Below are 22,457 nucleotides of genomic sequence, written 5' to 3'. Positions count from 1 at the left end.
TCGTTGCGCGTACCAGGGGGATTGACCACGCAGATATCGGGGCTCAGGCTAAGTCACACTTATGGTTACCCAACGCCAGCTGCCATCGCTTGCCGCCATCCGTGCCTTCGAGGCGGCGGCGCGGCTGGGCAGCTTCGCGCGTGCCGCCGAAGAGCTCGACACCAGTGCGGCATCGGTGAGCTACCACGTGCGGCGGCTGGAGGCCCAGACCGGTACCTGCCTGTTCCTGCGCCATGCACAGCACGTAGAACTGACAGCGACGGGTGCCAGCGTCGCCCAGGAGGCCACCCGGGCATTCGATGCACTGCGCGCCAGCTTCATGCACGCCGCAGACATGGATGCGGCGCGACTGCGCCTGTCCGTGCTGCCCACGCTGGGCACCAGTTGGCTGACGCCGCGACTGGGCACGTTCCGTGCCCGCCACCGGCAGCTCGTGCTGGAACTGGACCTGTCGGCAGCGCCGCAGGATCTGGCCGCCGGTCACTTCGATGCCGCCATCCGCAATGGCCAGGGCGAATGGCCGGGTCTTCAGGCAACTCCCTTGTTTCCCAGCGTGTTCACACCGTTGTGTGCGCCGGCGCTGCTGCACGAGGCGCGTGGGCTGGGCAGCAGCGCGCTGGAGATTCCCCTGCTCGGGCGGCCGGACTGGTGGGCCCTGTGGTTTGCCGCGCACGGGCACATTCCACCGCCGGCACCGGAGAGTTTCGTCGCGCCCTTTGCCGTCGAGCATCTGGATGTCGGCGCCGCGATCGCCGGGCAAGGCATCGCCATTGGTTCGCCGATCCTGTTCCAGGCCGAGCTGGACAGCGGGCGGCTGGTGCAGGCGCATCCGGGTGTCGCCAGCGACGGTCGCAGCTTCTGGTTCGTGGCACCCACGGCGCGAAATGGCAGTGCCAAGGTGATTGCATTGCGTGACTGGCTGGTCGAGCAGGCCGCTGAGGCGCGGCACGCGGCACGCCACTACCTGGCCCAGGCGGTGGTGCCATGAACCAGAGCCCCGAACTGCTGCGGCGCCTGCTGCGTGCCAAGGACCGGATGGACCGCGCCAGCCATGAGGAATGGCCGGTCGCGCGCCTGGCCGAGGTCAGTGCAGTGTCGCCGGCGCACTTCGCCCGCTCGTTCAAGCAGGCCTTCGGGCTGCCACCGCACCGCTATCTCCTCAGCCGGCGCATCGAACGGGCCGTGGCGATGTTGCGTGACACCGAGTTGCCGGTCACCGAAATCGCCGCGCAGACCGGGTGGAGCAGCCTGGGTACCTTCGGCCGCATCTTCCGTGACATCACCGGTGACAGCCCGGGCAATGTGCGTGAGCGTGAGCGTGCAACCCGGGCGGCGTCGGCCAGCGTGCCGGAATGCCATGCACGCGCCGCGCAGCGCCCGGACCTGAAGATCGCAGTTTTGGAGAAGCGCCGCCGCGAGGCGGTTGCTAACGTGGACCCCACCTGAGGGAGGTCCCATGACGAACACTGTGAACACGGTCGGCCTGTATGTGCGCGACCAGGATGAGGCGCTGGCGTTCTACGTCGGCAAGCTCGGCTTCGAAGTGCATACCGACGTACGCAATGGCAGCTACCGATGGCTGACGGTCCGCAGCCCGGGCCAGGACGGTTTCCAGCTGGGCCTGTTCGTGCCAGGCCCGCCCACCCACGACGCCGCTACCGCACTTGCGCTGCAGCAGCTGGTGGCCAAGGGCGCAATGCCGCCGCTGGTGCTGGCCGTGGATGACTGCCAGGCGCGCTACACGCAATGGCTGGCACAGGGCGTGGAATTCACCCAGGAGCCGATCGAGCGCTATGGCGCCGTCGACGCCGGATTCCGTGACCCGTCAGGCAATGGCTGGAAGATGATCGAAGCCCGTTCCGAAGCGAGGCGCCGGCAATGAGCCGCGGTGGCTGGGCACGGCCCGTGCATCGTTGGACCTCGATCGTGTTCACCCTGGCGGTGATCGCCAACTTCGCCGTTCGCGGGCTGGGGCAGGGCGAACCTGCAGCGTGGATCACCTATGCGCCGCTGCCGCCGCTGTTCCTGCAACTGTTCACCGGGTTGTACCTGTTTGCGCTGCACTACAGCGGCAGGTGCCGCAGCGCCGGGCAGGGCGCTGCGGGTTGACGCCTGGTCAGGCGGCAGCGTCGGCGGCGTAGGCCGCCAGCAGTGCGGGAAGATCTTCCATGCGCTGGAAGATCACCTGGGCACCGGCCGCGCGCAGAGCTTCGGGTGTGCTGTGGTGCGGGCCGCCCTCGGTGAAGCCGAACACGGTGGCACCTGCCGCCACGCCGGCGGTCGCGCCGGTCACGGTGTCTTCAATGACCGCGCAGCGCTTCGGATCCACACCCAGCGCGGCAGCGGCCGCCAGATAGACGTCCGGGTGCGGCTTGGTGTTCGGCATGTCCTGGCCGCTGTAGACGTGGTCGCCGAATGCATCGAGGATGCCGACCTTGCCCAGCTGCAGTTTCACCTTGATCAGGTCGGCACCGGACGCGCAGGCAATGCGGCCACCGGTCGCTGCGGCGATCGCACGCACGGCCTCGGGCGCCCCCCGGATCGGCTCCAGATCCCGTTCCAGCGCCCGGTTGCGCTGCTGGCGGAACTCCTCCAGCCATTCCTCGGTGAACGGCTTGCCGGTGCGCTCTGCGATCAGCCCTGCCAGATGGGCCACGGACTGCCCGAGGAAGACTTCACCCGCCTGCGCCGGGGTCAGCGGCCAGCCGCGTGCGGTCAGCATTTCCGAGAGAACGCGGGCGACCAGCGGCTCGGAATCGACGAGTACGCCGTCGCAGTCGAACAGCACGGCATCGAAGGGGAAACAGGACATCTACAGCTCCAGGGGGCAATGCGGTGGTGCAATTGCCCGCCATTTTCCCACAGCCATCCTTGCGTGGCACCCGGACCGGGTGCCACCCATTCCCGGCAGACCGGTCAGCCCAGATCACACCCCGCCGGCTGCGACCAGGTGCTGGCCGGCAGCATGTTCTTCAGCGAGGCCGGTGCGTTGATCGCAACGTAGCTCGCACCCAACAGCTCCTCCAGATCGGCGATGGTCACCAGGTAGCTGTCGAGGCTGCCCAGATTGGCTTCGTTGGGAATGATCCAGCTGATCGCCTTGGCCGTGCCAGTGTTCGGATCACGGGTGATGATCGTCTTCCAGAAGAACTCCGGCGTCGGGATGCCGTGGCTGGCCAGGAAGTAATCGTTGGCGGCGTCGCCGTAGACCACACCACCGTAGACGTCCACCGGTGCGATGTCGCGGTAGCACTCGGCCACGTTTTCGGCCTTCACCCAGATGCCCTGGTTGAAGCTGGAGACCTGCGGGACGATGTTGGTCATGTAGTTGGCGCGGCGGATGTAGGTCGCGTCGTAATCCATGTGGTTGGACGTGACCAGATGGCCACGGTCATAGCCGGATCTGATGCTGGCGTAGGACGCGGTGCTGGACTGGCCCAGGCAACCGGCCGGCAGGTCCGGGTCCTTGTAGAAGCTGGACGGCCGTGCGGCCGAACCGGTATCGGCGGTAAGCGTGTACTCGTAGCGGGTGGCGCTGTGGATGCTGCAGTCGTAGGTGAGCACGAAGCCGCCCTTGTTGAGGGTGACGACCTGGGCTTGGGCAGCGCTGGCGAAGGCACTGAGGACGAACGCGAAGAAGAAGCTTGCAAGGCGCATTGCGGTTCTCCAGCAGAAGTTCAGGGCGCAGCCGTCCGCCACGACCTGGCAGGGCGAGGTCACGGGGAGACGGTGCGGAGTCGGGTGCAGCGGATTGCGGTGGGACGTGACCGCGTTGTTGGGCTGTGGAGGCCCTGCGGTGTCGTAAGCGTCACAAGCTGTCGTCTTTCGGTCAACGACGAAAAGACGAAGCTGTGACCGCCCGCAAGCACTGGAGAGGTGTCAGATCACACGGCGCGTGGGTGACATGCGCGCGTGCTAGGGCGTCGTAGCGCAGGGGGTGTACGACTCGATATCCTGCGCAGCAGGACCGGAAACCGCAGGATCGAGCAAGGCGAATGATCAACAGTGAACTGCTTGCAGGGGGCGCTGCTGCTGCGCTGATCGGGGTTGCAATCGTGGCTGCGCTGCGTCGGCAGAGACGCCCGCCACATCGCAGTTTCAAGTGTGGGCGCTGCGGCAACGCCGCCCTCCATGACGAACGTACCCGTGGCGCTTGGCGCGCCGGGAAGCAGCGCTTCTACTGCAGGGCCTGTCATGCCGCTTGGCTGCGATCGCATCCACAGGCTTCCGCGCCGCACCGCGGGGCGTCCGGATGCCTGGGCGTCGTTGGCACACTTGCATTGATGCCACTTGCAGGCCTGGTGGCGTGGGTGATCCACCGCGCCTGAATGTGGTCCTGCATCGATCCAGCCGGGCGCCTGGTTCGAAAGCGCCATGCTGCGTCGCAAGGTGCCGCCCACCATTCGCACTGGTACGGTCCGATCCGTTGCACCACCACCGACGGGGAGAGACAACGATGCGCAAGGTTCTGCTGCTGTTGATCCTGCTGACCGGGCTGGCGCCCACGGTCCTGGCGGCCACGGTCAAGACCACCCATCGCACCATCCCCAGCTGGGATGGCACGCCCCTCGGGGCCTTCGTCATCGAACCCCAGGATGCCGGCAGTGGCCGCTATCCGCTGCTGGTGATGCCCAGCAGCTGGGCAGTGCCCAGCGTGGAGTACGTGGGCGTGGCACAGTCGCTGGCGCAGCGCGGCTATGTGGTCATCAGCTACAGCTCGCGCGGCTTCTGGGAGTCCGGCGGCAGCATCGACATCGCCGGGCCCGCAACGGTCGAAGACGTCAGTGCGCTGATCGACTGGGCGCTGGCCAACACCCGGGCCGATCCGGCCAGGATCGGTGTCTCGGGCATCTCCTACGGGGCCGGCACCAGCCTGCTGGCGGCGGCACGCGACCCCCGCATCAAGGCCGTTGCCGCGCTGAGCGGCTGGGCCGACCTGCAGGCGTCGCTCTACAGCCATGACACGCCCAGCGCACAGGGCATCGCCCTGCTGGTGGCAGCCGGCCTGGCCACTGGCCGCCCCGGGGCGGAGCTGGCCACCATCAACGGCAATGTGCTGGTCGGCAACTACCAGGGGGCGGTGGACTCGCTGCTGCCGGTAGCGGCACAGCGCAGCCCGGCCAGCAGCCTTGATGAGATCAATGCCAACCAACCCGCGGTATTCCTCGCCAACGCCTTCAACGACAGCCTGTTCCCGCCGGGCCAGCTGGTGGACTTCTTCAACCGTTTGAAGGGCCCCAAGCAGCTGCAGCTGCGCCATGGCGACCACGCCCTCAACGAGGCCTTCGGTGCGCTCGGCATTCCCAATGAAGTCTATGCCGCGGTGGGCGACTGGTTCGACCACTACCTCAAGGGCGTGGCCAATGGCATCGACCGCCAGCCGGCGGTGCAGCTGAAGTCGCAGAAGGGCAGCTGGAGCCGTTATCCGGACTGGCAGGCCACCTCTACCGGCGCCGTAAGCTACGGGCTGACCGCGCCGAGCGGGTTGTTACAACCCACCGGTGGACTGGTGGCGAACGGTGGCGGCACCGGCTGGAGCTACCGCATCGGCAGCGGCCTGCTGACGGCCGCCAACTCCGGCGTGGTGATGGCGTCCGGCGCGCTGCAGATGATCAACCTGCCACCGGGCGCGTATGTGCCGTTCGTCGGACGCAACGCCGCAGGAGTCTGGCAAGGGCCGATCTACTGGAGTGCGCGCCGTCTGGATGGCGCGCCGGAAGTGCGGATGACGGTCACGCCAAGCCGCGCCGACACCACGTTGTATGCCTATCTCTATGCCGAGGACGTGCTGGGCAATGGCCAGCTGATCAGTCACAAGCCCTATACGCTGCGGGGTGCCACGCCGGGGCAGGCGAAGACCATCGACCTGCGGCTGGAGGCCAGCAGCTGGGAGGTGCCGGCCGGCAGTCGCCTGACCCTGGTGGTGGACACGGTGGACCTGCGTTATGCGGGCATCAGCCAGTTGGGTGGCACGGTAACCTTCAGTTCACCGGCGAACGCGCCGTCGGTACTGAAGCTGCCTTTGCACTGATTGGTCATCGCAGGTCCGGTGGATTCATCGAAGCGTCGCGGACACAGGGATCACCGGCGTCCGGTGTCAGGCGCGCCTCGATGTCCGGTGGAAACCGCGGAATCCTGCTGGTCTGCATCACCACCCAGCGCATGATCGTGTGCAGGTAGTTGAGTGGCAGCATCGTGAGCCACATGAAACCCGGGAGGCGCGCGTCTTCGGCGAAGATGCGCTCCTTGCCGGACGCGAAGCTCTCGCGCTTGCCGTCCAGCGGCATGCAGCAGTGCACCGCGTCCACGACGGCTGCCGGTCCTTCTTCCATGTAGCGCCGCAGGAACTCCCAGTGGGCATGCGCGTTCTCGATGCGGGAGGTCGCGATGCAGAACGCGAACGTCTCCCGTACTGTCACGCCATCCGCGTCCAGGATCAGTCCGCGGACATCCCAGTTGTACCATCCGAAGGTTCCGGTTCCGCGGCCCAGCGTGAAATGGACCCGGTCCCAGGGCACGCTGAGGGTGGTGCCATCCAGCCGGAACACGTGTATCTGCCGGTGCTTGCGATCGAGCGCGATCGGATAGTAGGTCCAGCGGAACAGCTCGAGGCAAGCCACCCAGATGCTCGCTGCAGTGAAGGCGGCCAGCATCGCCATGCCGATGAATATCGCCTCCCACAGGCCGTTTTCGTTGGGTAGCCTGTTCACGACCAGCGACCAGAGCAGCATCAGCATGCCGCCCAGCCCAAAGGCAATGCCGATCGCGCCCAGCAGGGCTGCAAAGCCACGCGCGGCGAACCAGCGATCCACCGAAACCAGGCCGTTCGAATTCATCTTCACCACGCACAGCTGCGCCAACGGCACGACATCCAGCCGCTTCTTCTGCAGCAGGCGGTGCTCGCGTTCAAACGCATTCAGCGGGCGGTTGTTGGGAAACTTGCGCGTGTATCCGGTGTAATCCATGGGCGATCCCTGCGCGATTCCAGCGCCCGTTGGATTCTAGCGGGATTCTCCCGGGGGGAGATCAGCGACGGACGTCGAACGGGTGGCTCTCCATCAGTGCCCGGACTTCAGCTTCGCGGGCAGGGCTGAAGTCGCCGGGAATGGCGTGCTTCAACGCGCCTGCGGCCAGTCCGAAGCGCACGGTGCTTTCTGCGTCCAGCCCGGACAGCAATCCGTGCAGGATGCCGGCGGCAAAGGCATCGCCACCGCCGATGCGATCAACGGTGCCGGGCAGCGGCCTCGGAGGAGCCTGCGCGCGGGTTCCATCGCGCCCCAGTAGCAGCGCGCCGAGCACGTGATGGTCGGCGCTGATCACCTCGCGCTGGGTGCAGGCCAGCCACCGCAGGTGCGGGAACGCGGCAAAGGCAGCGGCCGCAGCGGCCTCGGTTCGGGCGACCGCATCGTCCTGCGCGAAGTGCAGCCCCAGCACCAGTTCGATGTCCCGATGATCGGCAAAGACAATGTCGGCCTCGGCGAAGACCTCGCGCAGGATCGCCGCTGCGTCGCCATCCCAGCGTCGCCACAGTGACGGACGATAATTGCCGTCGAAGGACACCTGCACACCGGCCGCGCGAGCCGCACGCACCGCACCCAGCACCGACTCGGCCACGTTGGCGCCCAGCGCCGGACTCACGCCCGAGACATGCAACAGGTGCGCGCCGGACAGCAGGGCGGGCCACGCATGGTCACTGGCATTGCTGTTTGCGAATGCAGAACCGGCGCGGTCATACACCACTTCACTGGCGCGCTGCACCGCACCGGTCGCCAGGAAGTACAGGCCCATGCGGTCACCCGCCACTTCACGCACGGCGGCCACGCCCACGCCATGCCGCCGCAGCTCGGCCACGGCATGCCGGCCCAGCGCGTTGCCGGGCACAGTGCTGGCCATCTGCACATCGTGGCCCAGGCTGGCCAGCGAGACCGCCACATTGGCCTCGGCACCTCCCACATGAACCTGCAGCTGCGGCGTCTGCAGCAGCAGTTCACGACCGGGCGCGCCCAGGCGCAGCAGCAACTCACCGAAACAAACGACGTGGCTCATCGGTTCTCTCTCACTCGGGGGTAGTGCAGCCCAGCATGCGCAGATCGATGGCATCGGCCATGCGCCGGTAGCCCTCGTCGTTGGGGTGCAGATTGTCGCGGGTGATCTCGTTGGGCAGCGATTCGGCTGCCTTCGGGTCACGCAGCGCGGCGTCGAAATCGATGATGCCATCGAAGCCGCTGTTGCCGCCGCGTGCCCACTGGTTGATCGTGGTGCGGGTGGCGGCGGACACGGGCTCGTAGCGCTCGGAACCGCCGAACGGGGTCAACGTACCCAGCCAAGCGCGGATGCCGTGCGCATGCAGCCGCGCCGCAACCTGTTGATAGCCCAGCAGCATGTCCGCCGCACTGCGTCCAGGCAGCGGCTGCGCGCCACCGCCGTGGCGGATGTCATTGATGCCTTCGAACAGGATCACCTGATCGGCGTCGGCCACGGCGATCACATCGCGATCCAATCGTGACAGGGCGCTGTGGCTGCGGCCATGGTCAAGCAGTTTGTTGCCGCTGATGCCCTGGTTGAGTACCACGAACCGGTTCGGGCAGGCCTGCTGCAGGCGCTGCGCCAATCGCTCCGGCCACTGGTTGAAGGTGCCGCGGCGTGCGGTGGCGCCTTCCGTGATGGAATCGCCCAGCGCCACGATTACCTGGGGACGATCTTCACGCTGCACCATCACTGCCGAGAACACGTTCTGCTGGTAGCTCAGCCGCACGCTGTCGGCGACGGCTGTCTGCCTGCCATCTGCGACCCGCAGCTCGGTGCGGCGCACGGCGGGGCGGGTGGGCTGCGGGAAATAGGCACTCACGCTGATCTCCTGCAGCGCCGCCACCGGCATCCGCACCGGGTCGCTCAGCAGCGCGGCTCCGACCGGCACCTCGATGACCGCGCGGCCATCCACCGTTACCGGCAGCGGTGCGGCCTTGCCGTTCTTCACTCCCACGCGCAGGTCCTCGACCCGCAAGGGCGCCGTGCCGAGCTCGTTGCTGATGCGCAGCCGCAGCGCATCGCCACGGCTGCCGATACGCATGTCCTGGCGCACGGTCTGTGCGGCGAACTGTACCGGCGCATCGGACGTTCCGTCCTTGCGGTCGGGCGCGGGCGCGGCCGTCCAGGCAGTGACCCACACGGGTGCGGCCCACGCAGCGGGCGCCGTCATGGCGGAGCAGAGCGTCAATGAAAACAGAAGTGTCCAGCGCTGCATGGGCAGGAGTCCGGTCAGGTGTCAGGAGAAGTAGGTGCCGCCGTTGACGTCCAGATTCGTGCCGGTGATGAACGCCGCCGCATCCGAGGCCAGGAACACCGCAGCGTCGGCGGCTTCGTCCGGCGCACCCTGGCGGCGCAACGGGGTGGCGCCGGCAACGGCCGTGCGTACTTCCGGCTTGGTGAATTCATCGTGGAAGCGGGTGGCGATCATGCCGCAGCACAGTGCGTTCACCCGGATACCCTTCGGCCCCAGCTCCTTGGCCATGGCGCGGGTGAAGGTCATCACCGCCGCCTTGGCGGTGGCGTAGATCGATGCGCCCGGGCCGCCACCATCACGGCCTGCCTGTGAGGCGAAGTTGACGATGGCCGCGCCTTCGCGCATGTGCGGCACCACCGCGTGCGTGGTCAGGTAGGTCGAGGTGAGGTTCAGGTCCATCACGGTGTGGAAGAACGCCGGGTCGATGTCGGCCAGCGGCCGGCGCTGCACCATGCCACCGGCCACGTTCACCAGCAGGTCGATGCGCTCGCCGAACGCGGCCTGTGCCGCAGCGACCAGGCCGGCGACGGCCGTGGCGTCGGTGACGTCGGCACGGTGCACGATGGCCTGGCCACCGGCCGCACGGATCTGTGCCAGCGTTTCCTGGGCACTGGCTTCATCATTGGCGTAGTTGATGCAGACGCGTGCACCGGCGGCAGCCAGCTTGATCGAAACGGCGCGACCGATATCGCGGCCACCGCCGGTGACAATGGCCACCTTGTCCTGGAACGACATGCGGAAAACTCCTTGGTTTGCGGGGGAATTGAAGAGAGATGCAGGCTCAGCCGGCGCGGCGGTCGAGCTTGTGGATCGGGCCGGTCCACCACCACAGCGCGGCCAGCGACAGCGGCACCAGGGCGGCGACGAGGATGAAGATCGGCGCATAGGAGTGGCGGGTCAGCACCGGCACCAGCCAGGTGGTGATCAAGGTGCCGGCCACGGCGGCCAGGCCACCCAGGCCTGCCAGCGTGCCCACCGAGCGGCCGTCGAACAGGTCGCCCGGCAGGGTCTGGATGTTGCCGATGGCCACCTGGAAGCCGAACAGCACCGCAGCGATTGCCAGCACCGCCAGTAGCGGCTGGTTGGCCAGCACGGCAGCCAGCAGGGCAGGGGCCATGATCACGCAGCCCAGCGTGATGGCCAGCTTGCGGGCGCGGTCCACGCTGTGCCCGGCGCGGATCATCCGCCCGGACAGCCAACCGCCGCTGAGGCTGCCCAGCATCGCGCCAACGAACGGCACCCAGGCGAACAGGCCGATCTGCTTGATGTCGAAGCCGAAGGTTTCGGCCAGGTAGATCGGCAGCCAGGACACGAACAACCACCAGATCGGGTCCAGGAGGAAGCGGCAGGCGAGCATGCCCCAGCTCTGCCGGTGGGCCAGCAGCTCACGAACGCTGGCCTTCGGTGCCACCTCTGCCTGCTGCCCGGCTTGGTCTTCCTGGATCAACCGGCGCTCGGCATCGCTCACCCACGGATGCTTGTCCGGCCCGGCGCGGTAGACAAACAGCCATGGCAGCAGCCACAGGAAGCCGATCGCACCGACCAGCACGAAGGTGCCGCGCCAGCCCAGCCACAGGTAGAGGCCGGCGATGGCCGGCGCGGAAACGATCGCGCCGATCGACGCGCCGGCGTTGAACACGCCTTGCGCCAATGCGCGCTCGCGCGCCGGGAACCACTCGGCATTGGCCTTGACCGCGCCCGGCCACGCCCCGGCTTCGCTGATGCCGAGCATCGCCCGCACCAGGCTGAAGGAGAGCATCGAATGGGTGATCGCGTGCAGGGCGATGGAGATCGACCACACGCTGATCGACAGGGCGAAACCCAGGCGCGTGCCGATCATGTCGAACAGGCGCCCGAACAGGAACTGGCCAGCGGCGTAGAACAGCATGAACACCGTCACCAGCAGGGCGTAGTCATCCTTGGTGGCGCCCACTTCCCTGGCGATTTCCGGCCACATTACCGCCAGTGCGTTGCGGTCGATGTAGTTGATCACCGTGGCCACGGCGATCAGGCCCACGATCAGCCAGCGCACGGCCGACCGTAGCGGCACCTTGCGCAGGTTGGCCACCACCGCAGGGCCGTTCATTTGCCGTCAACCTTGCTGCGGTCCATGCGTGCATGGCTGCCGCTCCAGCGGTAGGCATGGCCGTCCACGCTCACGCTGTGCTCGCCCTTGGCGCTGCTGTCGTCGGCCACGCCGAGGGCGATGCGTGCACCGCTGGCCAGGCGCAGCTCGATCACCTCGGCATCGTTGCCCCGGCTGCGCACGATGTCCTTGATGCGGCTGTCCGCGCCGTGCACGTATTCGGCGGTGCCGTTGTACTCGCCGTGCGGCTCCAGCACGCTGAAGAAGGTCACGTCCTTCTGTCCGTCCACGCGCTGCAGCAGGGCCGGTTCGCGGCGCAGGTTGAATTCCGGATCGTTCGCGCCGCTTTCCACCAGCAGCGCCTGTGCCGGCGCACTGCTGCCGAAGCGGTAGGTGTAGAAGCGCCCGTCCAGCAGCCATGTCAGCGACCGCGGCTCGCTGCCGGGTTTGCTGCGTGCATCCAGCCACAGGTGCTGGTAGCCGTTGTCCTTGCCCAGCACCGGGCGCTGGGCGGGGAAGTGTTCGGCTTCGAAGCCGGTGGTGACGATGTGGCCGTTGAAGTGCAGCGGCAGGTCGTAGCGCGCGGCCTTGCCGCCGTGCACCTGCAGCAGGTCCAGCGCGACCGGCAGGCCCAGGTCGGGATGGCGCAGCAGCGCCTGGGTGCGGGTGAACACCACGCCGGGGTAGGCGTCGCGCATCGTTGCCGAGGCAATCTGGGTATCGGCATCGGCCTGGAAGAAGCGCACCTGCGGCGCGTGTTCCTCGCCGCGTTTCCAGTCGCCCTTGAAGTGGCTCTGCTCGTCCACCACCAGGGTGTTGTGCGCCACGGTCTGCTTGGCCCAGCTGCGGTTCTCGGCCAGGTAGATGCCGCCGCGCTTGGCTTCCACGTTGAGGAAGCGGGCCGCGCCGTAGTCGGTCACCACTGGATTGCCGTTGTCGTAGAACAGCCAGTTGAGCTTGTCGAAGTGGCCATGGCCCATGCCCTGCATCGTGTCCTTCTGCACCAGCGCCTGGCCGCGTTCGCCGTTCATGCGCAGGATCGCCAGGCCGCCGCGATCGCCGTCGGGGCCATCGCGCAGCAGCATCGGCCGATAGTCGAAGGGCCTGGTCTTGTTCGCCGCCAGCGCCTGCGCCACCTGCAGGCCCTCGGGCGACAAGAGCAGGCGCTTCTGCTGCTGGGCCACGGACAGCAGGCGGTCGTCACCGGTACGCGCATAGGCGATGCCGATGCCGGCCACCAGCTCTTCGGTGTCGATGCCCTTGTCCAGGATGGCGTCGTTGATCGGGAAGAACAAGCCGTTGTAGCTGGACTGCACCAGCACATCCACGGCCTTCAACAGCACGCCGTCGCGGCGCGCGAAGATCTTCCGCTGCGGTTCGTTGCGTTCGATGGCATTGGCGAACAGCAGGAACGGCGCCAGTGCATAGCGCTGGTAGTAGGGGCCTTCCTCGTAGTAACCATCGGGCGAGAACAGCAGGTCGATCTGCCGAAGAAAGCCGAATTGATCGTCCTTCCGGCTGCCGCGCAGGGATTTCTCCACCAGCTCAGGGTCGCGCAGCACGTAGCCGGTCATGCCGGTGGCGGCCACCGCCCAGGTGGCGTGGTTGTGGATCTGGTCGTAGTTCTTCGGCTCGCTGACGAGGAACTCGGCCATTGGCCGGAACACCTTCGATTCGATGGTGTTGCGGTCGTTGGCGGACAGCGCGTCGCGGATCGCGTCGTAGCCCTGGATGGCGTTGACCAGCCATACCGAATCGTTGAGCACCTGCCAGAACACGCGCCCGGGGATCTGCCCACGGCCTTCCGGGTGCGGGCCCAGCGTCGGGTAGAGCTGGGCATACTGCAGCAGCATGTCGCGCGCATAGTCCACGTAGGCCCTGTCGCCGGTCAGCCGGTACAGCGTGCCTGCCGCCAGCAGCGCCTGGTAGTTGCGCTTGTGCTGTTCGTGGGTGCGGCCGCCGCCCTTGTCCTTCGGTACCGGCACGTCGATGCCGGCCTTCATCATCTTCTTCAGCGTTGCTTCGGTGCGTGCCTGCTCTTTGGCAAACCACGGGTAGCGGCGGCCTTCGCTGGCCATCTGCTGCCATTGTGCGGCGGTGACCAGCACCGGCGCGGCTTCGGCCTGTCGCACGGCAGCAGTGGGGGATGCGAACAGCGATGCGCTCGGCAGCAGGGCGAAGGGGGCGGCCAAAGCCAAGGAAACGAACAGCGGCTGCAACCTCATCGATCAACTCCAGTGCGGGTGCGTGAGAGGGTGGCTTCGCCCACCTTGGGATACCAGTCGACGCCGGTCGCCTCGCGTGCGGTCATCGTCAAGGCAGGATCGGCGCCCACGGCGGGCAGGGCAGGCGTGGCAACCCACAATCCGCTATCAGCCTGCTGCAGGCTGACACCACGGCTCTCTACGCCTCCCGGGAACACGGTGCTGGCTGCCGGCGACTGCACGTTGCCGCTGAAGTCGATGCCGGCCAGCGAACTGGCGGCAGTGGGCGGATTCCGGTTGTCGCGGTTGACGATCAGGTTGCCGGTGAAGCGGCTGTTGCTGGCGGCCACCACGATGCCCTTCGCCTCATCATGGCCGACACCGAAACTGATCTTCGCCACGTCCACGAAGGTGTTGCGGCTGATCGTGGCATTCACCACCGGCGCATAGCCGGACAGCGGCGGATTGGCCTGCGCATCCATCACCGCCAGTGCCGAACGGTTGCTGGACCCGGCCAGCCGCTCGAAGTAATTGTTGCTGACGGTCTGGTCGGCGTTGATGATGCGTACGCCGCCGGTGCCGGCCTTGTCATCGCCGAGGAAGACATTGTCGATCACCCGGTTGCCATTGCCGTGGCGCAGGGTGAGTGCTCCGGCGGAACGATAGAACACGTTGCCGCGGTAGGTGTTGCCGCCGGACTTGTTGCTGATGATCTCGGTCTCGCCGTCGCAGCCTTCGAACCAGTTGTTCTCCACCGTGCTGTTGGAATCGCTCAGTGAGCTATCGCTGGTGCCGACGCGGAGGGTTTCGCCGCCATTGACGCCCAGCGCCGGGCGCGGCCCGAACCAGTTGTGGTCGATGCGGTGCTGGTTGTCCAGGCCCTGGGTTGCATCGCGCACCACCACGACTGTGGGTCCCGCATTGGTCTTGCCGCGCAGCTGGCTGTGGTCCAACCGATTGTGGCTGCCATACAGCGACACCCAGTAGTCCTGGTCGCTGGCATCGGGGTTGGTGTAGTCGTCGATCACCAAGCCGGTGACGCGGCTGTTGCTGGCGACGGCCTTGCTCGACTCGCGGAATGCCACCACCGCATCACCCGGCGCATAGCCGCTGCGGAACACCAGGTTGGACACCTGCAGGTAGCTCCCCGCCAGGCGCAGGTCCGAGCGCCCGCTGAAGATGACCTTGCCGGCGGTCTGCGCGCGCAGCACGATCGGGGCATCCGCCGTGCCTTGGCCCTTCAGCAGCAGCCGGGCGTCGGTCCAGGTGCCGTCAGCCAGCACGATCTCATCGCCGGGCTGCAGCGCCGAGGCGGCGGTAGCGAACTCCGCGACATCGTGGACGAGCCAGCTGGCTGCACTTGCTGCTGGAGTGGTCAGGCACATTGCCAGACCAGTGGTCAGGCAAAATAGCCATGAACCATTGGATCGGTGACGCGCCAGCGAGTGAATGCGCATGAAATCCTTCCAGGGACGGCCGGGCCGTCGTTTCAGGGTGGGCCTGCATACCACTTTCAGGTCTGTTGTAAGCCAGCTTTCGCGCAAAGTCATGCTGCATGAGCACATTAAATTGCGATCAACTGGTATGGATCAAAGGCATTTGAACAATCGCATACCAATTGGTTGACATTTTCATGTCGCCGTGCCGAAGCTGCGTCCCACGCCTGGCATGCAGGCGATCCTTTGGGAGGAGGAAACCATGCGGCGACCCGCCGGAGCAGTGCACAGCATCTCGTTGTCCCCTACACCCCTGATCGTGGCGCTGCTTGCCGCATTGGCTGGCCTGCCCGCTGCCCACGCGCAATCCGGCAAGGACGCGGCAGGGCAGGATCCCACCACGCTGGACCAGGTGCAGGTCACCGGCATCCGCGAATCGATGCAGAGTTCGATCAACAAGAAGCGCGACGACACGGTCATCGCAGACGTGCTTTCCGCAGATGACATCGGCGACCTGCCGGCGCCGTCGCTGGCCGACGCGATCGAGACCCTGACCGGTGCCGCCTCGACCCGCGACAAGACCGGTGCGTCGGAGATCTCGATCCGTGGCCTGGGCGCCTTCCTAAGCAGCACCAACTTCAACGGCCGCGAAATCACCAATGGCAGCGGCGACCGCTCGGTGAACTTCAACATGTTCCCGGCCGAGCTGATCAACACGGTGGCCATCTACAAGACCCAGCGTGCCGACATCATCGAAGGCGGCGTGGCTGGCACCATCGGCCTGGAAACAGTGCGCCCACTGGAGTACGGCAAGCGTGCGGCGCAGCTGGACCTGCGCGGCAGCTGGGCCGAGTATGACAAGAAGTACCGCGACGACGACGGCATCGGCTATCGCGGTACCGCCAGCTACATCGACCAGTTCGAGTTCGGCAACGGGCAGAAGCTGGGCATCTCGCTGGGCTTCCAGCGCCTGGATGGCACCGACCCGGAAGAGAGCATCACCAGCGGTTCCACCTGGTATGCCTGCGATGGCACGCAGAACGTGAGCAATGCCAACTGCAATGAAGTGTCCGCGCAGGCCATCGCCAACGGCGCACCTTATTACCTGGTGCCCAGCAGCCGCATCTACCGGCTCAAGCAGGAGCGCAACGACCGGCAGAGCGAGTTCGCCGCATTGCAGTGGCGGCCCAATGACGTGGTTGAAGTGAACCTCGACTTCGAACACACCGAGCGCAACTGGTACGAGAACCGCAGCGACCTGAGCCTGTCCAACGCCCGCCGTGGCATCACCCGGCGCGAGGTGGACGAGGACGGCATCGTGCGCCACCTGCATGGCAGCACCTCGATTGATTCCACCTCAAACCGCTACTGGCGTGGCGAGGAATACACCGGGGGTGGCCTGAACCTGATCCTGCGACCGACCCCGGCCTGGGAACTGTCCACCGATCTTTCGTACTCGCACACCAATCGCCTCGACAGCGAGCGCATGACCCGCCTGCGCGCCAACCAGCGCGACGTCAACAATGCCATCGTGCCGGGCATCAGCAGTGGTGCCACCGGCTACGTGGACTATGACTGGGACTGGCGCGGCGAAGTGCCCAGTGTTGCGCTGGCGCCGAACTTCGACCCCAACAACTGGGACGCCTACACCGGCGCGGCGCGCGTCACGTCCAGCGCAACGGAGAACGACCACAGGATCAGGGCCGGCCGCTTCGATGCCAGCTTCATGCCCGAGTCCGGTTTCTTCACCCGCATCAAGGGCGGCGTGCGTGCCAGCCAGGCCGACTACCGCCTGCGCGACAACACCCTGGTAACCGACTACGACCAGCGCGTGGCGGCCGACAAGGCGAAGATCATCGCCGCCAACCAGGCCTGCCGTGCGCCGTTCCCGCAGGATGACTTCATGGATGCCGCCAGCGGCAACACGATCTCCTCGTGGGCGTACTTCGTTCCGGACTGCCTGTACCAGTCGTTCCGTGGCAGCCTCGACAGTGGGTTGGATCCGGGTTTCCAGGATCCGAACAATGTCGATATCACCGAGAAGACACGCGCGCTCTATCTGATGGGTGAGTTCAGCAGCAGCCTGTTCGGCTTGCCGGTGACCGGCAACCTGGGCCTGCGCTGGGTCAAGACCGACGTTCGCTCCGAAGGCGTGCGTACGGGGCTGCGTATCGAGGACAACGGTGACGGCACGATCCGCCTGCAACCCACCGGTGCGTACAGCACGCAGGTGTTCAAGGCGGGCAACGACAAGCTGCTGCCCAGCCTCAACGCGGCCTTCGAACTGCGCCCGGACGTACTGCTGCGGGTCGGTGCATACCGCGCTATGTCACGGCCGGACATCGCCGCGCTGGGCGCCGGGCGCACCATCAACGTCAGTAGTGATGCCACCTACGGCAATCTGGCCGACGCGCTGGATGACATCAGTGCCAGCGGCAACCCCGCTGCGCAGCCGCTGATGTCCTGGAACGGTGACCTCTCCCTGGAGTGGTACCCGAACCCGGACACGATGCTGGCCGGCGCGGTGTACTGGAAGCAGTTCAACGGCGGCACCGCCACCGCGCTGGTGCCTGAGACCTACACCATCGACGGCCGGAGCGTGACCGTGCCGGTGCGGCAGCAGGTAACCACCGACGAGGACAGTACGCTGACCGGCTTCGAGCTGACCGCCACCCATCGACTGTCTTACCTGCCCAAGCCGTTCGACGGGCTGGGCTTCAAGGTCAGCTACAACTATGCCGATGCCGACTACCAGACCCAGGATTCACGGCTGGGTGAGCAGTTGGCCGGTGATGGCACGATCATTCCGGCGATCGTGCCGCCGGCCGGTCTCAGCGGCTTCTCGCGGCACGTCCTGTCCGGCTCGATCTACTGGGACGTCGGGCGCTTCAACATCCAGGCCATCGGCAAGTTCCGCTCGCACTACTACCAGGACTTCACCGGCAACGCCGCGCAGCAGAACCGCTACTACGATGACAACACCAGCGTGGACCTGCGCCTGCGCTACCGGGTGAACAAGCAGTTGTCGCTGTCGCTGGAGTTGATGAACCTGACCAACGAGCCGCGCGTGGCCTACCAGCCGCTTTATGGGAACTTCCGCGAAGTAGTGACCTACGGGCGGCGTGCGTATTTCGGTGTACGATACAAGTTCTGAACAGGGCGGCGCGGCCAGTGGCCGCGCCGTCGCTCCAACCGGACCCTCGCCGGCCGCGGTGGCAGGGCAGGGACCCGGAAGGAATTGAATTGCCAAGGGTCAGCCGCATGTCCGCCAACCGCCTTTACCAGACCATCGCTGCCAAGCTCCGCAAGCTGATCGAGGACGGCGAATTCCCGCCGGGCTCGCGGCTGCCGGGCGAGCGCGAGCTGGCCGAACGGTTTGGCGTCAGCCGGGTCACCATCCGCGAAGCGGAGATTGCACTGGAGGCACAGGGCTGGATTGCGATCCGTATCGGTTCGGGCGTGCACGTGAAGCCGCGCCCGACGCAGGCGTCCGGCGGGCTGCCGGATGTCAGCGCCTTCGACCTCACCGCTGCCCGCGCGGTATTCGAGGCCGAGGCCGCCGCTCTGGCGGCAAGCAATCTGGATGATGCCGGCATTGCCGAGCTTCAGGCGTTGGCCGAAGCGCTGTGCCGTCGCGACCTGAGCGACGCGGAAGCCGGCGAGTACGACCGCCGCTTCCACCTGACCATCGCGCGCCTCTCCGGCAACCCGGTGGTGGAGTTCTTCGTGCAGCAGATCTGGCGCATGCGCAGCGAGTTGCCGCGGGTAACCGAAGTCTATGCGCGGGTCTGCCATGATGATGGCGCCAGCCGTGCCGACGAGCACATGGCCATCTTCGAAGCATTGCGCGCACGTGATCCGGTGGCCGCGCGCAATGCGATGCGCCATCACTTCCAGCGCCTGTTCGAGGCCATGCTGCAGGCGACCGAAAGCCAGGCGCTGGAGGAGATCCGCCGGCGCACGCAGCAGGATCGTGAACGGTTCCTGGCCACGACGCGGATCTGAACGACGGAGCGGACACCGGCCGAGCGTCTGCGTGCCGCGACCTGGCCAGCGCCGGGGGTAATGGCTGTTGCATCGTTGAGCATGCCGGCGGGTGATCGCCGGTGATGTGTCATGCCAATGATGCATGCCGGTGCCGAGAGGGCAGCGACCATACTGCACCGTTGCGTTTCCATTGAACGATTCACGGCCGCGGCTACGTGCCCATTCGAATCTCATCCCCTGCGACGGCAGCCCGTATCCTTCCTGCATGCATTCCTTCTCCGATCTTCGCGGTCTCCCGGCAGTCCCCGCGTCCTCCGGCTGGGTGCAACGCGGTGAGCGCTGGGATCTATGGTGGAGCGGCCGCATCGTGGCCAGCATCGTCCCGCACGCAGTGCTCGGCTTCCAGGTGTACCTGGATGCACGCAGGATGTCCCCGGCCAAGGTGGTGCACGCGGTGAATGCGCGGCAAGCCCGGCGCTATGCCGAGCGCTGGTGCGCGGCTCGGCTTTGCCCCCGGTTGCGGCTGCGCGACGCGGTCGCCTGTCTTGTGGGCGCCGCGCCTTCGGCAGGCGCGGCGCGGCCGCCGCCGCTCACACGGGAGCAGCGCCAGCAGGCGCGCCGCCTGGCCGAGGCCGGGACAGGGGAGGTGGCACGCATCAAGCAGGCGCTCGCACTGCGGCAGCCTGCCAGGCCCTTGGGGCGGTTAACGTGTCAGGCGTGGTCGGTACCCGGCAGGACGCCCACAGCCCTGGCAAGCGCTACGCCGAAAGCTCCTCACGCACGATCCTGGCCCCTTCGCTGAGCGCGCGCAGCTTGCCCCTGGCCACGGTGCGGGCCAGCGGCGCCATGCCGCAGTTGGTGCTGGGGTAAAGCTTGTCGGCATCCACGAACTGCAGCGCCCTGCGCAGGGTGTCGGCCACTTCTTCCGGTGTTTCCACCGCGCTCGAGGCCACGTCGATCGCGCCTACCATCACCTTCTTGCCACGGACCAGCTCGATCAGGTCGATCGGCACGTGCGAGTTATGGCATTCCAGCGAAATGATGTCGAGGCTGGAGGCCTGCAGTTTCGGGAACGATTCCTCGTACTGGCGCCATTCCGATCCCAGCGTCTGCTTCCAGTCGGTGTTGGCCTTGATCCCGTAACCGTAGCAGATGTGCACGGCTGTCTCGCACGTCAGCCCTTCGATCGCGCGCTCCAGGGCGGCCACGCCCCAGTCGTTCACTTCGTCGAAGAACACATTGAAGGCCGGCTCATCGAACTGGATGATGTCCACGCCGGCCGCTTCCAGCTCCTTCGCTTCCTCGTTGAGGATCTTCGCGAACTCCCAGGCCAGCTTTTCCCGGTTCCTGTAGTGGGCGTCGTACAGCGTGTCGATCATCGTCATCGGGCCGGGCAGCGCCCACTTGATCGGCTGCGCAGTCTGGCGGCGCAGGAACTTCGCATCCTCCACGAACACCGGCTTCGGACGGCTCACGGCGCCGACCACGGTGGGCACGCTGGCATCGTAGCGGTTACGGATGCGCACGGTTTCGCGCTTTTCGAAGTCAACGCCGCTGAGATGCTCGATGAAGGTAGTGACGAAGTGCTGCCGGGTCTGCTCACCGTCGCTGACGATGTCGATGCCCGCGTGTTGCTGTTCCTGCAGCGACAGGCGCAGCGCATCCTGCTTGCCTTCAGCCAGGCCTTCGTCCTGCAGCTTCCAGGGCGACCAGAGCTTTTCGGGTTCTGCCAGCCAGGACGGCTTTGGCAGGCTGCCGGCGGTGGAGGTGGGGAGCAGTTTCTTCATCGGTGTCGGGTTGTCCTGGAATGCGAAGGGGAAATCGATGGATCAGCGCGCAGCCCACTGCTCAAGCACGGCGCGGTACGGCTTGATGAAGTGCTCTTCGGTGAACCGGCCCTGCTTGACCGCCAGCTGGCTGCGCTCTTCGCGGTCGTAGACGATGCGGGTGGACGAGTAATCCTGGTGCTTCAGGCTGGGCTGGTAGACCTTGCCGGCCACGGAATTGGCGTTGTAGATCTCCGGGCGGTAGATCTTCTGGAACGCTTCCATCGTGCTGATGGTGCCGATCAGCTCCAGGTTCGAGTAGTCGCCCAGCAGGTCGCCCTGGAAGTAGAACGCCAGCGGCGCGACGCTGCCCGGCGGCATGAAGTAACGTACCTGCAGGCCCATCTTGTCGAAGTAGTGGTCGGTGGCGGAGAACTCGCCCTGCCGGTACTCCACGCCCAGGATGGGGTGATGATTCTCGGTGCGGTGGTAGGTCCTGCTGCTGGAGACGCTGATGCAGATCACCGGCCCCTTGCGGAAGCTGGCGCGGTAGGCGCCCGATCCCAGGAAGTGCTTGAACAGCTTGCCATGCAGGTCGCCAAAGCCTTCCGGAAGACCGAAGGTGGCCTTGCCCTCGTTGCTGGCCGGCAGCACCACGCTGAAATCATAGTCACGCACGTAGGACGAGAAATTGTTGCCGACGATGCCTTCGGTACGCGCGCCGGTCCGCGTGTCGACGATGGTCGGTTGCAGCACCTCGATCAACGGAAACGGATCGTTGCCGTCGGCGCCGTCGATGTGCATCTCCACCGAGATGATGTCCAGCTCGACGGCATAACGATCGGCGCTCGGGTTGTCCCAGTGCGCCAGGTCGTTGAAGCGGTTGTTGATCATGCTGAGGGTGTTGCGCAGGTTTTCCCGCCGGGAAGCGCCGCGCGCCAGATTGGCGAAATTGGTGGTGATGCGCGTGCCCTCGGCGGGCTGGTAGTCCTCGTTGAAGGGGATGCGCGTGATGCTGAAGGTGAAGGTGTCGTTCGTCATGGGCGGCGTTCCGTGATGCGGGGTGACATCCGGATGCGGGCGAGGGCATCCGGCATTCAGGGTGCTGCGGCAGCCTCGAGGGCGGCGACGGGATGGCGGGCCAGGGCCAGCAGTGGCATGGCTCGGTGGACCGCCAGTCGAGCGCGCTCGATCAGCGGTTCGTTGCGCACGCGGCCGTCGGCGAAATCGCGGTCGGTGGCATAGACGCCCAGCGGCAGGGTGCGGGCCTGGAAGAAGCTGAAGAGCGGCCGCAGCTGGTGATCGATCACCAGCGCATGGCGCTCGCTGCCGCCGGTCGCGGCCAGCAGGATGGGGGTGTCGACCAGCGCATCCTGGTGGATGAAGTCGAAGAAATGCTTGAACAGCCCGGTGTACGAGCCGCGATAGACCGGCGTGCTCACCACGAGGACATCGGCCTGCTCGACGGCAAGCAGCTGGCGCTCGACAGCCTCGGGCAATTGTGAGCGCCACAGGGCGCCGGCCAGCTGCGGGGCGAGCTCGCCGAGCTCGATCAGATGGTGTTCGCAATGGACGTCGTTGCCGATCACGCCCAGCAGATGCTCGGCCAGGAGGGTGGCCCGCGAGGGGCGCTGCAGTCCGCCGGACACGGCGACGATACGGAGAGGGCGGTGGGATGAAGGCATGACCCGATCC

The 22,457-nt window shown here is 66.4% G+C and carries 19 protein-coding genes; 7 read left to right on the top strand and 12 right to left on the bottom strand.

The genetic code is table 11. The annotated features are described in order from the left end of the window. The first annotated feature begins 61 nt into the window (after nucleotides 1-61). From AC5P8J_RS05170 to AC5P8J_RS05155, 4 genes are read left to right on the top strand one after another with little or no spacing between them, the layout of a single operon-like run. The gene (locus tag AC5P8J_RS05170) at nucleotides 62-988 is read left to right on the top strand and encodes a LysR substrate-binding domain-containing protein (RefSeq protein ID WP_134734812.1); all 927 of its coding nucleotides are present in this window, start codon (nucleotides 62-64) and stop codon (nucleotides 986-988) included. Further along, nucleotides 985-1,446, top strand: coding sequence for a helix-turn-helix domain-containing protein (locus tag AC5P8J_RS05165; protein WP_021202362.1), 462 nt, complete (start codon nucleotides 985-987; stop codon nucleotides 1,444-1,446). Before AC5P8J_RS05170 ends, AC5P8J_RS05165 begins: the two co-directional genes overlap by 4 nt. Nucleotides 1,447-1,456: 10 nt before the next feature. After that, nucleotides 1,457-1,882: a VOC family protein gene (locus AC5P8J_RS05160; protein WP_005409768.1), complete on the top strand. Its 426-nt coding sequence runs from the start codon at nucleotides 1,457-1,459 to the stop codon at nucleotides 1,880-1,882. Continuing rightward, complete coding sequence (locus AC5P8J_RS05155) at nucleotides 1,879-2,109, top strand: hypothetical protein (RefSeq protein WP_021202364.1); 231 nt, start codon at nucleotides 1,879-1,881, stop codon at nucleotides 2,107-2,109. The genes AC5P8J_RS05160 and AC5P8J_RS05155 overlap by 4 nt, the downstream gene beginning before the upstream one ends. 7 nt (nucleotides 2,110-2,116) lie before the next feature. On the opposite strand, the gene AC5P8J_RS05150 is transcribed toward AC5P8J_RS05155, so the two are convergent. Together AC5P8J_RS05150 and AC5P8J_RS05145 are read right to left on the bottom strand one after the other, a co-directional pair. Then, nucleotides 2,117-2,812, bottom strand: coding sequence for an HAD family hydrolase (locus AC5P8J_RS05150; RefSeq protein ID WP_227854189.1), 696 nt, complete (start codon nucleotides 2,810-2,812; stop codon nucleotides 2,117-2,119). A gap of 104 nt (nucleotides 2,813-2,916) precedes the next feature. Further along, nucleotides 2,917-3,657 (bottom strand): DNA/RNA non-specific endonuclease, encoded by a 741-nt coding sequence (locus AC5P8J_RS05145; protein WP_134729207.1) that lies wholly within the window; start codon nucleotides 3,655-3,657, stop codon nucleotides 2,917-2,919. Between the two features lie 799 nt (nucleotides 3,658-4,456). Between AC5P8J_RS05145 and AC5P8J_RS05140 the strand changes: the two genes are divergently transcribed. Beyond that, nucleotides 4,457-6,031: a S15 peptidase family protein gene (locus AC5P8J_RS05140; protein WP_111098479.1), complete on the top strand. Its 1,575-nt coding sequence runs from the start codon at nucleotides 4,457-4,459 to the stop codon at nucleotides 6,029-6,031. A gap of 4 nt (nucleotides 6,032-6,035) precedes the next feature. Here the strand turns inward: AC5P8J_RS05140 and AC5P8J_RS05135 are convergent, their stop codons facing one another. The 7 genes from AC5P8J_RS05135 to AC5P8J_RS05105 all read right to left on the bottom strand — a co-directional run bounded on the left by AC5P8J_RS05135 (nucleotide 6,036) and on the right by AC5P8J_RS05105 (nucleotide 15,030). Then, nucleotides 6,036-6,965: a DUF6708 domain-containing protein gene (locus tag AC5P8J_RS05135; RefSeq protein ID WP_111098478.1), complete on the bottom strand. Its 930-nt coding sequence runs from the start codon at nucleotides 6,963-6,965 to the stop codon at nucleotides 6,036-6,038. Nucleotides 6,966-7,026: 61 nt separating this feature from the next. Beyond that, the gene (locus tag AC5P8J_RS05130; RefSeq protein ID WP_021202370.1) at nucleotides 7,027-8,046 is read right to left on the bottom strand and encodes a sugar kinase; all 1,020 of its coding nucleotides are present in this window, start codon (nucleotides 8,044-8,046) and stop codon (nucleotides 7,027-7,029) included. A gap of 10 nt (nucleotides 8,047-8,056) precedes the next feature. After that, nucleotides 8,057-9,244, bottom strand: a complete 1,188-nt coding sequence (locus tag AC5P8J_RS05125) for a GDSL-type esterase/lipase family protein (protein WP_227854188.1) — start codon at nucleotides 9,242-9,244, stop codon at nucleotides 8,057-8,059. Between the two features lie 21 nt (nucleotides 9,245-9,265). Next, nucleotides 9,266-10,018, bottom strand: a complete 753-nt coding sequence (locus AC5P8J_RS05120; protein WP_134734815.1) for an SDR family NAD(P)-dependent oxidoreductase — start codon at nucleotides 10,016-10,018, stop codon at nucleotides 9,266-9,268. A gap of 46 nt (nucleotides 10,019-10,064) precedes the next feature. Continuing rightward, nucleotides 10,065-11,369 (bottom strand): MFS transporter, encoded by a 1,305-nt coding sequence (locus AC5P8J_RS05115; protein WP_021202373.1) that lies wholly within the window; start codon nucleotides 11,367-11,369, stop codon nucleotides 10,065-10,067. Next, nucleotides 11,366-13,594: an oligoalginate lyase gene (locus AC5P8J_RS05110; protein ID WP_227854187.1), complete on the bottom strand. Its 2,229-nt coding sequence runs from the start codon at nucleotides 13,592-13,594 to the stop codon at nucleotides 11,366-11,368. Before AC5P8J_RS05110 ends, AC5P8J_RS05115 begins: the two co-directional genes overlap by 4 nt. After that, complete coding sequence (locus tag AC5P8J_RS05105; protein ID WP_134729217.1) at nucleotides 13,591-15,030, bottom strand: polysaccharide lyase 6 family protein; 1,440 nt, start codon at nucleotides 15,028-15,030, stop codon at nucleotides 13,591-13,593. The genes AC5P8J_RS05110 and AC5P8J_RS05105 overlap by 4 nt, the downstream gene beginning before the upstream one ends. Before the next feature lie 241 nt (nucleotides 15,031-15,271). Between AC5P8J_RS05105 and AC5P8J_RS05100 the strand changes: the two genes are divergently transcribed. Both AC5P8J_RS05100 and AC5P8J_RS05095 read left to right on the top strand, forming a co-directional pair. Further along, the gene (locus AC5P8J_RS05100) at nucleotides 15,272-18,163 is read left to right on the top strand and encodes a TonB-dependent receptor (protein WP_227852920.1); all 2,892 of its coding nucleotides are present in this window, start codon (nucleotides 15,272-15,274) and stop codon (nucleotides 18,161-18,163) included. Nucleotides 18,164-18,270: 107 nt separating this feature from the next. After that, nucleotides 18,271-19,014, top strand: a complete 744-nt coding sequence (locus AC5P8J_RS05095) for a FadR/GntR family transcriptional regulator (RefSeq protein WP_021202377.1) — start codon at nucleotides 18,271-18,273, stop codon at nucleotides 19,012-19,014. Between the two features lie 740 nt (nucleotides 19,015-19,754). On the opposite strand, the gene AC5P8J_RS05090 is transcribed toward AC5P8J_RS05095, so the two are convergent. The 3 genes from AC5P8J_RS05090 to msuE are packed head-to-tail and all read right to left on the bottom strand — an operon-like array spanning nucleotide 19,755 to nucleotide 22,447. Further along, nucleotides 19,755-20,783: a methionine synthase gene (locus AC5P8J_RS05090; protein WP_021202379.1), complete on the bottom strand. Its 1,029-nt coding sequence runs from the start codon at nucleotides 20,781-20,783 to the stop codon at nucleotides 19,755-19,757. A gap of 42 nt (nucleotides 20,784-20,825) precedes the next feature. Next, complete coding sequence (locus AC5P8J_RS05085) at nucleotides 20,826-21,803, bottom strand: DUF1852 domain-containing protein (protein WP_021202380.1); 978 nt, start codon at nucleotides 21,801-21,803, stop codon at nucleotides 20,826-20,828. Nucleotides 21,804-21,859: 56 nt separating this feature from the next. Then, nucleotides 21,860-22,447, bottom strand: a complete 588-nt coding sequence (gene msuE / locus AC5P8J_RS05080; RefSeq protein ID WP_021202381.1) for an FMN reductase — start codon at nucleotides 22,445-22,447, stop codon at nucleotides 21,860-21,862. Nucleotides 22,448-22,457: the final 10 nt, after the last annotated feature.

The sequence above is a fragment of the Stenotrophomonas sp. YJH_SMC_37 genome (assembly GCF_059370035.1).
The sequence above is the reverse complement of the archived record's forward strand: the minus strand, read 5'-3'. Positions and strand labels throughout refer to the sequence as shown.

What these genes read in the sequence shown, in the direction of transcription:
- AC5P8J_RS05085 (WP_021202380.1), bottom strand. Translation starts at nt 21,803, where the DNA reads ATGACGAACGACACCTTCACCTTCAGCATCACGCGCATCCCCTTCAAC.
- AC5P8J_RS05155 (WP_021202364.1), top strand. Translation starts at nt 1,879, where the DNA reads ATGAGCCGCGGTGGCTGGGCACGGCCCGTGCATCGTTGGACCTCGATC.
- AC5P8J_RS05130 (WP_021202370.1), bottom strand. Translation starts at nt 8,046, where the DNA reads ATGAGCCACGTCGTTTGTTTCGGTGAGTTGCTGCTGCGCCTGGGCGCG.
- AC5P8J_RS05150 (WP_227854189.1), bottom strand. Translation starts at nt 2,812, where the DNA reads ATGTCCTGTTTCCCCTTCGATGCCGTGCTGTTCGACTGCGACGGCGTA.
- AC5P8J_RS05115 (WP_021202373.1), bottom strand. Translation starts at nt 11,369, where the DNA reads ATGAACGGCCCTGCGGTGGTGGCCAACCTGCGCAAGGTGCCGCTACGG.
- AC5P8J_RS05140 (WP_111098479.1), top strand. Translation starts at nt 4,457, where the DNA reads ATGCGCAAGGTTCTGCTGCTGTTGATCCTGCTGACCGGGCTGGCGCCC.
- AC5P8J_RS05120 (WP_134734815.1), bottom strand. Translation starts at nt 10,018, where the DNA reads ATGTCGTTCCAGGACAAGGTGGCCATTGTCACCGGCGGTGGCCGCGAT.
- AC5P8J_RS05090 (WP_021202379.1), bottom strand. Translation starts at nt 20,783, where the DNA reads ATGAAGAAACTGCTCCCCACCTCCACCGCCGGCAGCCTGCCAAAGCCG.
- AC5P8J_RS05095 (WP_021202377.1), top strand. Translation starts at nt 18,271, where the DNA reads ATGTCCGCCAACCGCCTTTACCAGACCATCGCTGCCAAGCTCCGCAAG.
- AC5P8J_RS05110 (WP_227854187.1), bottom strand. Translation starts at nt 13,594, where the DNA reads ATGAGGTTGCAGCCGCTGTTCGTTTCCTTGGCTTTGGCCGCCCCCTTC.
- AC5P8J_RS05135 (WP_111098478.1), bottom strand. Translation starts at nt 6,965, where the DNA reads ATGGATTACACCGGATACACGCGCAAGTTTCCCAACAACCGCCCGCTG.
- msuE (WP_021202381.1), bottom strand. Translation starts at nt 22,447, where the DNA reads ATGCCTTCATCCCACCGCCCTCTCCGTATCGTCGCCGTGTCCGGCGGA.
- AC5P8J_RS05170 (WP_134734812.1), top strand. Translation starts at nt 62, where the DNA reads ATGGTTACCCAACGCCAGCTGCCATCGCTTGCCGCCATCCGTGCCTTC.
- AC5P8J_RS05145 (WP_134729207.1), bottom strand. Translation starts at nt 3,657, where the DNA reads ATGCGCCTTGCAAGCTTCTTCTTCGCGTTCGTCCTCAGTGCCTTCGCC.
- AC5P8J_RS05125 (WP_227854188.1), bottom strand. Translation starts at nt 9,244, where the DNA reads ATGCAGCGCTGGACACTTCTGTTTTCATTGACGCTCTGCTCCGCCATG.
- AC5P8J_RS05105 (WP_134729217.1), bottom strand. Translation starts at nt 15,030, where the DNA reads ATGCGCATTCACTCGCTGGCGCGTCACCGATCCAATGGTTCATGGCTA.
- AC5P8J_RS05160 (WP_005409768.1), top strand. Translation starts at nt 1,457, where the DNA reads ATGACGAACACTGTGAACACGGTCGGCCTGTATGTGCGCGACCAGGAT.
- AC5P8J_RS05165 (WP_021202362.1), top strand. Translation starts at nt 985, where the DNA reads ATGAACCAGAGCCCCGAACTGCTGCGGCGCCTGCTGCGTGCCAAGGAC.
- AC5P8J_RS05100 (WP_227852920.1), top strand. Translation starts at nt 15,272, where the DNA reads ATGCGGCGACCCGCCGGAGCAGTGCACAGCATCTCGTTGTCCCCTACA.